Origin of the sequence: Vibrio sp. L5-1 (assembly GCF_021728315.1) — a bacterium.
Classification (GTDB): domain Bacteria; phylum Pseudomonadota; class Gammaproteobacteria; order Enterobacterales; family Vibrionaceae; genus Vibrio; species Vibrio splendidus_K.
In genome coordinates this window covers 14929-27787 of the sequence record NZ_JAKKCQ010000007.1, presented here as the reverse complement: position 1 = coordinate 27787, position 12859 = coordinate 14929, and the positions used below count along the sequence as shown (strand labels likewise).

Annotated in this window: 4 protein-coding genes; all 4 read right to left on the bottom strand. The window is 47.2% G+C overall.

Features of this window, described 5'->3' with window-relative positions; genetic code table 11:
• Window positions 1–59: 59 nt before the first annotated feature.
• Window positions 60–1472 carry an FAD-dependent oxidoreductase gene (locus L3V35_RS20265; protein ID WP_171314933.1) on the bottom strand — a complete coding sequence of 471 codons (1413 nt, stop codon included), beginning with the start codon at window positions 1470–1472 and terminating at the stop codon, window positions 60–62.
• Window positions 1473–1488: 16 nt separating this feature from the next.
• Window positions 1489–5952 carry a glutamate synthase large subunit gene (gltB, locus tag L3V35_RS20260; RefSeq protein ID WP_171314935.1) on the bottom strand — a complete coding sequence of 1488 codons (4464 nt, stop codon included), beginning with the start codon at window positions 5950–5952 and terminating at the stop codon, window positions 1489–1491.
• A 430-nt stretch (window positions 5953–6382) separates the two neighbouring features.
• The gene (locus L3V35_RS20255) at window positions 6383–7852 is read right to left on the bottom strand and encodes a glutamate synthase subunit beta (RefSeq protein WP_004734985.1); all 1470 of its coding nucleotides are present in this window, start codon (window positions 7850–7852) and stop codon (window positions 6383–6385) included.
• Window positions 7852–12399 carry a glutamate synthase large subunit gene (gene gltB / locus L3V35_RS20250; RefSeq protein WP_237300547.1) on the bottom strand — a complete coding sequence of 1516 codons (4548 nt, stop codon included), beginning with the start codon at window positions 12397–12399 and terminating at the stop codon, window positions 7852–7854. The genes L3V35_RS20255 and gltB (L3V35_RS20250) overlap by 1 nt, the downstream gene beginning before the upstream one ends.
• Between the last annotated feature and the right edge of the window lie 460 nt (window positions 12400–12859).

Here is a 12859-nt window from a genome sequence, read left to right as displayed (position 1 = left end):
CATAACTGGATCCTTTTTTTATAGTAACGAACTGAGTAATAAAGGAAACCTTAGATTCGTCACACTTCTAGGTAATCCAATATTCCTTCCGCTGCTTTACGGCCTTCGTCGATAGCGGTCACGACTAAGTCAGATCCTCGAACCGCATCACCACCTGCAAAGATCTTACTGTTGGTGGTTTGGTATTGAAATTCTTGTTTACCGGGAGCCTTGATGCGACCCCATTGGTCGAGCTCTACACCAAATGGTTCTAGCCATTCCATCGCATGAGGTTGGAAACCAAATGCCATGATAACTGCGTCTGCTTCAAGAACATGCTCACTGCCTTCTACGGGTTCTGGGCGACGACGACCTGCGTCATCGGGTTCACCTAGCGCCGTTTTCACCACTTTTACGCCAGTCACATGGCCTGATGAATCGGTTTCCAGAGCTAATGGCTGAAGGTTGAACATGAACTTCACGCCTTCTTCTTTCGCATTCTTCACCTCGCGACGAGAGCCTGGCATGTTGGCTTCATCTCGGCGATAAGCACAAACAACGTTAGCTGCATGCTGGCGAATAGACGTTCGCACACAGTCCATCGCGGTATCACCGCCACCAAGCACAACCACTTTTTTGCCCTTCATGTCGATGAATGGTGCTGGGTTATCCAGCTCCATGACCTTGTAGGTATTGGAAACAAGGAAGGGTAGAGCATCATAAACGCCCGGTGCTTCTTCGTTGTCTAACCCAGCGCGCATGTTTTTATAAGTACCGACCCCTAAGAAAACAGCATCATAGTCATCGACAAGTTGTTGTAGTTGAACGTCTTTACCGACTTCGGTATTCATCTTAAATTCAACGCCCATCCCACTAAAGATACGGCGACGGTTTTCCATGATGCCTTTCTCGAGTTTGAACGATGGGATACCAAACGTTAGTAGGCCACCGATCTCCGGGTAGCGGTCAAATACCACGGCCTTCACACCGTTTCGAACTAAGATATCAGCTGCAGCAAGACCTGCGGGGCCAGCGCCAATGATCGCGACCTTTTTGTCGGTCCATTCAACGTGAGACATGTCTGGTTTCCAGCCCATCTCAAACGCTTTGTCATTGATGTATTTTTCAATGTTGCCGATGGTTACTGCGCCGAAATCGTCGTTGAGGGTACAAGAGCCTTCACATAGACGATCTTGAGGACAAACTCGGCCGCAAACCTCAGGCAAGCTGTTGGTTTGGTGGGACAGTTCAGCCGCTTCGATAATGCGTCCCTCATTGGCAAGTTTGAGCCATTGAGGGATGTAGTTATGGACTGGGCACTTCCATTCACAGTAGGGGTTACCACAGTCTAAACAGCGGTCGGCCTGTGCCTTAGCTTGTTGCTTCGTGAAAGGTTCGTAGATCTCTACAAACTCAATCTTACGTATCTTGATTGGTTTCTTCGCTGGGTCTACGCGATTCACATCAATAAATTGGTATACATTCTGGCTCATGATTGGCTCCTTCCAATTATTGCGCTTGAACACGAAGTTCAGCAGAGCTGCGGCTTTGGTGACCGAGCAAGGTGTTGAGATCCGCCGTCTTCGGCTTCACTAGGTAGAACTTTGGAATCCATTCATCAAAGTTCGCCAGAATAGCTTCAGCGTGTACTGAGCCAGTCTCTTCTAAGTGCTCCGCAATCAGGCCGCGTAGATGTTCTTGGTGGATAAATAGATCAGACAGAGAAAGTGCTTCGACCGATTCGTTGTTTACACGGCCTTGGAAGTCGTCATTCTTGTCCATCACATAAGCAAAACCACCTGTCATACCTGCGCCGAAGTTCACTCCGGTTGCGCCAAGAATGGCAACAATACCACCGGTCATGTATTCACAAGCATTGTCACCTGCACCTTCAATCACCGCAACGGTACCTGAGTTACGCACGCCAAATCGTTCGCCTGCAGTACCTGCTGCAAATAGCTTGCCTCCGGTCGCACCATACAAACAAGTGTTACCTATGATGGTCGCTTCGTTACAAACAAATGCAGTGCCTTGGTGAGGTTTGATAACCACCTTACCGCCCGCCATGCCTTTGCCGACATAGTCATTGGCATCACCCGTCAGATACAGCTCAACGCCGCCAGCGTTCCAAACCGCAAAGGATTGACCTGCTGTGCCATCGAGATACAACTTAATTGGTGACCCCGCCATACCTTGGTTCCCGTAACGTTTGGCAATTTCGCCAGAGATACGAGCGCCAATCGAGCGATCGGTGTTGATTACGTTGTAGTAAAGGCTGGTGGATTGACGTTTCTCAATCGCATCAATGGCATCATCAAGGATCTGTTGGTTGAGTTGCGCTTTATCAAATGGTGCGTTTGGCTCGGTCCAAAACAGTGGATGACCTTCAGTAGATACCGGAGCTTCCAATATCGATGAAAGATCCAACTTACTCTGCTTCGCCGTGAGACCTTGAACGGCTTCAAGCAAATCAGTACGGCCAATCAGGTCAGTAAGTTTTTCTACGCCAAGTTCTGCAAGGTACTGGCGAACTTCGTCGGCTAGGCCGGTAAAGTAGTTCACCACCATGTCTGGCAGGCCTTTGAAGTATTCACGGCGTAGTGTTTCATCTTGAGTCGCAACACCCGTTGCACAGTTGTTTAGGTGACAAATTCGTAAGAACTTACAACCCATCGCGACCATTGGCGCAGTACCAAAGCCAAAGCTTTCAGCACCGAGAATCGCACCTTTGATAACATCGAGTCCGGTTTTTAAACCACCATCGACTTGCAAGCGGATCTTATGGCGTAAGCCATTGGCCACCAGTGCTTGTTGAGTTTCCGCTAAGCCAAGCTCCCAAGGGCAACCTGCGTATTTTACCGAGGTCAATGGACTTGCCGCGGTACCACCGTCGTAGCCAGAAATAGTAATCAGGTCGGCATAGGCTTTCGCCACACCAGTAGCAATGGTGCCTACACCCGGTTCCGATACTAACTTCACTGAAACCAAGGCTTTAGGGTTCACTTGCTTAAGGTCGAAAATAAGCTGCGCCAGATCCTCGATAGAATAAATATCGTGGTGCGGAGGAGGGGAGATCAGTGTTACCCCTTGAACTGAGTATCTCAGTTTTGCGATTTCTGCGGTGACTTTATGCCCTGGCAGTTGGCCACCTTCGCCCGGCTTCGCACCTTGTGCGACTTTGATTTGCAAAACATCCGCATTGGTTAAGTAATGTGGCGTCACACCAAAACGACCGGAAGCTATCTGCTTGATTCGAGAGTTACGATCAGTACCAAAGCGTCGTGGATCTTCACCACCTTCACCAGAGTTGGAGTAGCCTCCTAATCGATTCATCGCCATGGCCAGTGCTTCATGAGCTTCAGGGCTTAAGGCACCAATCGACATCGCTGCAGAGTCGAAGCGCTTAAAGAGATCGCTACTCGGCTCGACTTGTTCTAGTGGCAGAGGTTGATCGGCTTTTTTGAGGCTCATTAAGTCGCGCAGCATAGCAGCAGGACGAGCATTAACTTGCTTCGCAAAAGATTGATAATCTGATGTTTCGCCTGTCTTTACGGCTGTTTGTAAGGTACTGACTACGTCTGGGTTGTAGGCGTGGTATTCACCGCCATGTACGTATTTGAGCAAGCCACCATGTTCCAGTGGTTTACGTTTAGTCCATGCTTTACGAGATAGGTTATAGATATCTTGTTGGAAGTCGCTAAAGCTAGCGCCTTGGATACGAGTCGTTACACCTCGGAAACACAAGTCAACGACATCGGTATGCAAACCGACCGCCTCAAATAACTGCGAGCAGCGATAAGAAGCAATCGTCGATATACCCATTTTCGACATGATCTTATACAGACCTTTGTTGATGCCGTTTTGGTAATTTTGCAATGCAGTGCGATAGTCTTTATTTAATGAACCGTCGTCCAACATTTTGCCCAATGCTTCATAAGCGAGATATGGATAAACTGCGGTTGCACCGAAGCCAAGCAGAACTGCAAATTGGTGCGGGTCACGTGCGGTTGCAGTCTCAACCACGATGTTAGCATCACAACGCAGGTTGTTGTCAGCAAGTCTGGTTTGCACCGCACCGACAGCCATCGCTGCTGGAACCGGGAGCTTGCCTTTCTCTAAGTGCTTGTCTGAAAGTACAATCAAAACAGCACCATTACGGACCTCTTGCACCGCACGATCACACAAGTCATTAATGGCTTGTTCGAGATCTTTATCAGCAGGATCATAGTGCATGCTAAGAATCGCGTGGCCATAGTGTTTTTGATTTAACTGCAGAAGTTGCTGCATGTCAGAGTAGACCAGTACGGGCGAATTAAATGTCACACGGTAGGCGTGACCGTCGGTTTCGCAGAACACGTTCATCTCTTGGCCGATACTGGTCGCCAAAGACATAACATGCTTTTCACGCAGTGGATCAATCGGTGGGTTGGTGACCTGTGCAAACATTTGACGGAAATAGTCAGTGACGAGACGCTCTTTCGAAGACAGTACAGCCATCGGCGTATCATCGCCCATCGAGCCTACTGCCTCTTGTCCCATATCACCAAGCACACGCAGTACTTGGTCCGACTCTTCGTTGCTCATCGCAAACTGTTTTTGGTAGGTCTTGAGCGTGTCATCGTCAAAGCTGCGCTTACCGACTTGCTCATCGGGCAGATCGGGAAACGGTGTGAGTTTGTGAACGTTCTTTTCCATCCACTCTTTATAAGGGTGGCGACCTTTAAGGTCATTGTCGATCTCGTTAGATTGCCACAGTTTACCGCGGCGCGTATCTATGACGAGTAGTTCACCCGGGCCGACACGCCCTTTCTCTGCCACTTCGTCTGGCGCGTAATTCCAGATGCCCACTTCAGAGGCCAGCGTGATCAGGTTGTCTTTGGTAATCACATAACGCGCAGGGCGTAAGCCGTTTCTATCTAGGTTACACGCAGCGTAACGACCATCAGAAAGGACGATACCTGCAGGGCCATCCCACGGTTCCATGTGCTTGGAGTTGAAGTCGTAGAATGCACGCAGATCGGGATCCATGTCTGGGTGGTTTTGCCAAGCGGGCGGCACGAGCATACGCATCGCTCGGAATACATCCATACCACCGGCAAGGAACAGGTCGAGCATGTTATCTAGGCTTGATGAATCTGAGCCTGTCTCATTCACAAAGGGTGCGGCCGTTTGTAAATCGGGCAGCAGTGGTGAAGAGAATTTATAGGCACGAGCTTTAGCCCACTGACGGTTACCTTCGATGGTATTGATCTCACCATTGTGCGCCAAATAGCGGAATGGCTGAGCCAGTGGCCAACGCGGCTGAGTATTGGTAGAGAAGCGCTGGTGGAACAGGCATATCGCCGATTCCATACGTAAGTCAGCAAGATCGAGGTAAAATCGCGGAAGATCGGCCGGCATACACAGACCTTTGTAAACCATGACTTGTGTCGAAAGGCTACAAATATAGAAATCTTTGTCTTCGGTGATCTGCTTTTCAATTCGACGACGAGCGATGTAAAGGCGTCGTTCAATATCGCGTTCACGCCACCCCGCAGGTGCTGAGATAAACACTTGCTGAATATTAGGAACGGAATCTTTGGCGATTGGGCCTAAAACATCGGTGTTGGTCGGCACGACACGCCAACCTGCAACGGTTAACGTTTCTTGAGCGAGTTCTTTATTGACGATGTCTTGCGCGGATTGCGCTTTGATTGGGTCTTGGCTGAAGAAAATCATGCCGACAGCGTATTGCTTGCCGAGCTTGAAGTTATTCTCTTCTGCAATAATTCTGAGATAAGAGTCTGGCTTCTGTAGCAATAAGCCACAGCCATCTCCTGTTTTACCATCCGCAGCAATACCACCACGGTGTGTCATGCGATCGAGGGCTGAAATAGCAGTTCGTACCAACTTATGACTCGGTTGGCCTTCCATTTGCGCTATTAAACCAAATCCACAGTTGTCTTTTTCAAGACTAGGATCATATAGAGCCATTGCAATTCTCCCTTTTGCTTCTCTGTCATCCAGACAGTAAATGACTAACTATTCATATACTTGTTATTTTTTATAAGCTTATAGTTTGTCTTTAGCTAGTTAAAACGTTATTGGTTGTGTTAACAAAACCGATTGGTTTTATTTTCACCAGCTTTACAACGTATAGCTAATTGTGTTTAAGGTCAAGTTCATGGTTAATTATCATGCGTAAACGCGATTAACCACGTAATAATCTAAAATAGTAGAATGATATCAAAGGGATATAAAAGGTAGATGTTAATGGGATTTAACATGTGCAACGAAGGGAATGTCGCAGGAGCCGTAAGGCAGATAGAAAAAAGGCTAGCATCGAGTGCTAGCCAAACATAAAAGTTAGGAAGGGTGTTGCTTTTCCTCTAGGCTAACGTCATCGACGTTAGCCCGAGAAATATTATGCGGAAAGCATGAGTGAATCAGCTTTCGCTTCTAAGTTTGAGTTACCCATTAAGAAGTCATCAATGGCAATTGCACATTCACGACCTTCATTAATACAACGTACAACCAGAGATTGGCCAGTACGCATATCACCAGCAGCGAAAACGCCTTTCTGGTTAGTCGCAAAACCTTCAGAAGCGACGTTACCGCGCTCGTCCAGTTTAATGTCTAGTTGAGCAAGCACGCCTGTTGGCTCTGGGTGTAAGAAGCCCATTGCAAGGAATGCCATGTCACATGGAATAACACGTTCAGAGTTCGCTACTTCATCAAAACCTGGACGTTCGCCTGGTTTTGCGTCTTGCCAAACGATGTCAGCGATACGTAGACCCGTTACTTGACCTTGATCGTCGCTAATGAACTCTTTGGTTAAGATGTTCCAATGACGTTCACAACCTTCTTCGTGAGAAGTGGTGGTTTTCATGATCATTGGGTATTGAGGCCAAGGCATATTTGCAGGGCGTTTCTCTGGTGGGATCGGCATGATCTCAACCTGAGTAATGCTTGCTGCTTTATGACGGTTTGATGTGCCTACACAGTCAGAGCCCGTATCACCACCACCGATAACCACAATGTGCTTATCTTTAGCGTGAAGCTCTTCTGTCTTAAGATCTAAGTCGTTTGCACGGCGATTATTTTGACCAAGGAATTCCATGGCAAAGTGAACGCCTTTCAGCTCACGACCTGGGATTGGCAAGTCACGTGGAACCGTAGAACCACCTGTTAGCAATACCACATCAAACTCTTGGCGTAGCTGTTGAGCATTAACATCAACACCGATGTGTTGGTTCACTTTAAACTCAACGCCAGCTTCAGCCATTAGGTTGATCTTACGATCAATCACGTCCATGCCCAGTTTGAAATCTGGGATACCGAAGCGAAGTAGACCACCCACTTTCTCGTCACGTTCAAATACCGTTACCGAGTGACCTGCACTGTTTAGCTGTTCAGCTGCGGCTAAGCCTGCTGGGCCTGAACCGATAACTGCGACAGTTTTCCCTGTGCGAGAGCGTGGTGTTTTAGGCTTTGCGTACCCTTCACGGTACGCAGTTTCTACAATCGTTTTCTCTATATTACAGATAGTGATTGGGTCTTGGTTGATGCCAAGAACACAGGCACTTTCACAAGGAGCAGGACAAACACGACCTGTAAACTCAGGGAAGTTATTGGTAGAGCTAAGAATGTTCCAAGCCTCTTCCCAGCTGTCGCGATAAACAGCGTCATTGAATTCTGGGATGATGTTACCAATCGGACAGCCGTTGTGACAGAAAGGTACGCCACAGTCCATACAACGAGATGCTTGAGTATTGATCTTTTCACCAAACTCTTCGTTAAGTACGAACTCTTTGTTGTCTTCAATTCGAACTGACGGGTCGAGCTTCTTTGGAAGCTCACGACCGTGTTCTAAAAATCCAGTAGGCTTACCCATTATACTGCCTCCACTTCTTCCGTTTGTGCCTGTTGTGCTTCAGCTTTACGCTTTTGAAGAACCGCTTTGTAGTCGCGTGGCATTACTTTAACTAGCGATGCAACACTTGCTTCAAAGTTGTCTAGGAAAGACTGAGCAACTTCACTTCCTGTGAATTCAACATGCTTAGTTAGCATATCTAGTAGAAGATCTTTATCTTCTTGTTCAATTGGATCTAGGTCTACAAGTTCTGCGTTGAGCTTAGTCTCGAAGTCACCTGCTTTATCCCAAACATAAGCGACACCGCCACTCATACCTGCAGCAAAGTTACGACCCGTTGAACCAAGGATAATTGCCGCGCCGCCAGTCATGTATTCACAACCGTGGTCACCAACACCCTCAACAACAACCTTCGCACCAGAGTTACGAACACAGAAACGTTCGCCAGCCATACCGCGAATGAAAGATTCACCAGAGGTTGCACCGTAGAAACATACGTTACCAACCACGATGTTATCTTCAGCAACGATAGTCGATCTTGCATCTGGGTACAGTACCAACGTACCGCCAGACAGACCTTTACCCCAGTAATCGTTCGCATCGCCTTCTACTTCGAACTTAACGCCTTTCGCAAGGAACGCACCGAAAGATTGACCTGCACTACCGTGGAACTTAACGTTCATTGGCTGTGGTAAACCTTGGTCTTTGTAAACCTTCGAGATTTCGTTCGACAGCATCGTGCCTGCTGAACGGTCCGTGTTGATGATAGGGAACTGAGCGGTAACCGCTTCACCTTTCTCAAGCGCTGGGATTGCAGCCTGAATCAACTTACGGTCTAGAACGTCTTCAAGATTATGATTCTGTGTTGTCTGGTTGTAGATACCATCTTCTGCACGAGCCTGCTCAATGTGCAGTACCGGTGTTAGATCTAGGTTCTTGTACTTCCAGTGACCGATGTCATCACGAACTTTAAGTTTGTGCGATTGACCTACCATCTCATCAATAGAGCGAAAGCCAAGTTCAGCCATTACTTCACGTAGACCTTCAGCCATGTATTGGAAGAACGTTACTACGTCTTCTACGCGGCCGTCGAAACGCTCACGAAGAGTTTTGTTTTGTGTTGCGATACCAACAGGACACGTATTCTTGTGACACTTACGCATCATGATACAGCCTTCAACAACTAGAGCAGCTGTTGCTACGCCCCATTCTTCAGCGCCAAGTAAGGTTGCGACTGCAAGGTCACGTGGTGTTTTCATCTGACCATCAGACTGAACAACGATACGGTTACGTAGGCCGTTTTTCAGTAGTGTTTGGTGCGTTTCCGCTAGACCCAGCTCCCAAGGCAGACCGGTGTGACGGATAGAAGACATCGGAGATGCACCCGTACCACCATCAAAACCTGCGATAAGTACCACGTCAGCTTTCGCTTTTGCTACACCTGATGCAATCGTACCTACGCCAGCTTCTGATACTAGCTTCACGTTGACACGGCCATTACGGTTCGCGTTTTTCAGATCGTAGATCAGCTGAGCCAAATCTTCGATTGAGTAGATATCGTGATGTGGCGGTGGAGAGATAAGACCTACGCCCGGAGTCGAGTGACGCGTTGCGCCGATCCAGTCATCAACCTTATCACCAGGTAGTTGACCACCTTCGCCAGGTTTCGCACCTTGAGCCATCTTGATTTGCAGCTCATCAGCGTTAGATAGGTAGTAAGACGTTACACCAAAGCGACCAGAAGCCACCTGTTTGATTGCTGAACGTTCCCAGTCGCCATTTTCTTTACGCTCGAAACGTGCTGGGTCTTCACCACCTTCACCTGAGTTCGACTTCGCGCCAATGCGGTTCATTGCAACAGCGAGTGTTGAGTGAGCCTCATGCGAGATTGAACCGAAGCTCATTGCGCCTGTTGCGAAACGCTTAAGGATTTTCTCAATAGGTTCTACTTCCGCTAGAGGAATAGAGCCTGCTGGGTTCTTGATGAAATCAAGTTGGCTACGTAGTGTTGCTGCGTTGTCGCCTTGAGCATCAACGGCGTTCGCGTACTTCTTGAATTGACCGTAATCTTTGTTACGCGTCGATTCTTGAAGTAGAGAAATGGTTTCTGGGTTGAATAAGTGCTTCTCACCACGTTGTTTCCACTGGTAAACACCGCCAACATCAAGAACTTGAGCTGGGATTTCACGAGCAGGGTAACCAACACGGTGACGAACTAATACTTCTCGTGCGATATCGTCGATCGTTAGACCTTGGATACGAGAAACAGTACCAGTGAAGTATTTTTCAACCACGGATTTGCTAACACCAAGTGCTTCAAAGATTTGAGCGCCGTGGTAAGACTGCAGCGTAGAGATGCCCATCTTCGAGAAAATCTTCAGTAGACCGCCGTTAACACCCTTACGGTAGTTATCGAATAACTCACGTGGATGAACGTTTGGATCTAGCTTCTTAGTACGTTGCAGTTCAACAATCGTTTCGATAACTAGGTATGGGTTAACTGCGTTTGCACCGTAACCAATTAAGGTTGCAAAGTGGTGTGTCTCACGAGCGTCGCCCGTTTCAACCACGATGTCACACTTAGCACGTAGCCCTTTACGGATTAGGTGGTGGTGAACCGCGCCAACCGCCAGCATTGCTGGGATAGCGGCATGGTTTGAGTTAACCGCACGGTCAGTCAGTAGAATGATAGAGTAACCATCAATAACCGCATCTTCCGCATATTGGCAGATACGTTTAAGTGCGCGCTCTAACTTACCTTGGTCTCCGTTCGCTTGGAATACGATATCCAGCGTCTTCGACTGAAGGTGCTCATTATCGATTGCACGCAGTTTTTCTAGCTCAGAGTTAGAAAGAACAGGAGACTCAAGTTCTACTTTTTGACAGTGTTCAGGTGTTTCAGCAAGTAGGTTCTGATCTTTACCTAGGTAAGTGTTCAGAGACATAACCATACGCTCACGAATCGGGTCGATCGGCGGGTTAGTTACTTGTGCAAACAGCTGTTTGAAGTAGTTTGAAAGGTGCTGCGATTGATGAGAAAGAATCGCGAGCGGCCAGTCAGCACCCATTGCAGAAAGTGGCTCGTAGCCTGTTTTTGCAAGAGGGAGAATGATTTCGTTTACTTCTTCAGAGCTCACACCAAACGATTGTTGTTTGTGTAGCAGTTTCTCTGGAGAAGGTTGGTTAAACTCGTTGCTCGCATCGGGTAGCTTTTTCAAGCTCAGAAGGTTCTCTTCAACCCATTTTTCGTAGGGTTGCGATTTAGCGATACCGTCTTTCACTTCTTCATCAGAAATGATGCGACCTTGTTCAAGGTCAGCAACGAAGATACGGCCAGGTTGCAAACGACCACGGTATTCAACGTTTTCTGGTGCGATTTCAACTACGCCAGATTCAGACGCCATTACTAGGAAGTCGTCTTTTGTCACTGTGTAGCGAGAAGGACGCAGACCGTTACGGTCAAGAGTTGCACCAACTTGAACACCATCGGTGAAACATACTGACGCTGGGCCATCCCATGGTTCCATTACGTTCGCGTGGTACTGGTAGAACGCACGACGAGTTGGATCCATATTTTTGTTTTCTTGCCATGCTTCCGGGATCATCATCATCAACGCATGTGGCAGAGTACGACCTGAAAGAACAAGTAGCTCAAGCGCCATATCGAAGTTTGATGAGTCTGAGCTACCTTCTTGACAGATAGGAAGCAGCATGTCGATTTCAGCTTGTGTAAACAGATCCGATTCTAGGATTGCTTCACGTGCTTTCATCCAGTTCAGGTTGCCGCGAACCGTATTGATTTCGCCATTATGCGCGATGTAACGGAAAGGCTGAGCTAGACGCCAACGAGGGAATGTATTGGTAGAAAAGCGAGAGTGTACCAGTGCTAGAGCTGTCACCATGGTTGGGTTTTGCAGATCTAGGAAGTACTGAGGAACTTGTTCAGTTGTTAGCTGACCTTTGTACACCAATGTCTTGTAAGACATAGAGTTGATGTAGAAGTCATCACCGATATTTGAAACGCTTTCTAGGCATACACGAACCGTGTAGTTACGTAGAACATACAGTTTACGCTCAAGCTCTTCTGGTGTGATACTAGGGCCGCCAGAAATAAATACGTGTTCAAATTGAGGTTCAGTGCTTAATGGGTCAGCACCAATCATTGAATTGTCAGTTGGAAGTTCACGGTAGCCGATAACTTCTAACTCAAGGCGTTGTGCATTGCGTTCTAGAATGTCACGACACTGTGCACGTTTGTATTCATCTTTAGGGAAAAGTACAACACCAACACCATATTTTTCAAAAGATGGCAGTTTAATTCCAAGCTTTACGGCTTCTTCTAGTAAGAATTCGTGCGGCTTCTGTAGCAGGATACCTGCACCATCACCAGAACACGGATCGCAGCCTTGGCCGCCACGGTGTTCCATACGTGCAAGCATATCGAGTGCTTGAGTTACTACATCATGAGATTTGCGATTCTTTAGATGCGCAACAAAACCGATACCACAAGCGTCATGCTCCAATTCAGGAGTATACAGACCCTGTGAGTTCTGCTCTTGATCTACCATAGATACATCCTTCCAGTTAAATCTAGGCGCAACTTATTTGTATTAAGTTAGCCTTGTCCTTTTATATTTATGGGTCTAAACCTGCCTATGCTGGCGGTTTGAATCCTTTCCGTATCTCGCAGGAAAAGTATTGCGAGAAAAACAATCCTTAGTGATATCCGTTTATTTTTAGCCACAAACTAGTGGTTTATATAGGTGGGATATGGGTATCACCGACTTATTGGCAAGTTTTAGGTGTAAGTAAATACTCAAAAATAGCCAATATGTGTAAGTATCCTACAATTTTGTCTAGGCGAATTGCAATGAAAGTTGGTCCATGTAGACCATTTTTTTCGTTTTATTTTGAATTTAATGTCTAACAAATGTGCAACATTAGGCAAATAGAGCCGATTTTTTGCATGTTTATTGATATTTGATAGGTTGCTCGCAAAAAGCCTTGCGTAAACTAATTGGTCGAATT

Coding starts and splice junctions, on each gene's coding strand:
- gltB (WP_237300547.1), bottom strand. CDS start 12,399: ATGGTAGATCAAGAGCAGAACTCACAGGGTCTGTATACTCCTGAATTG.
- gltB (WP_171314935.1), bottom strand. CDS start 5,952: ATGGCTCTATATGATCCTAGTCTTGAAAAAGACAACTGTGGATTTGGT.
- L3V35_RS20255 (WP_004734985.1), bottom strand. CDS start 7,852: ATGGGTAAGCCTACTGGATTTTTAGAACACGGTCGTGAGCTTCCAAAG.
- L3V35_RS20265 (WP_171314933.1), bottom strand. CDS start 1,472: ATGAGCCAGAATGTATACCAATTTATTGATGTGAATCGCGTAGACCCA.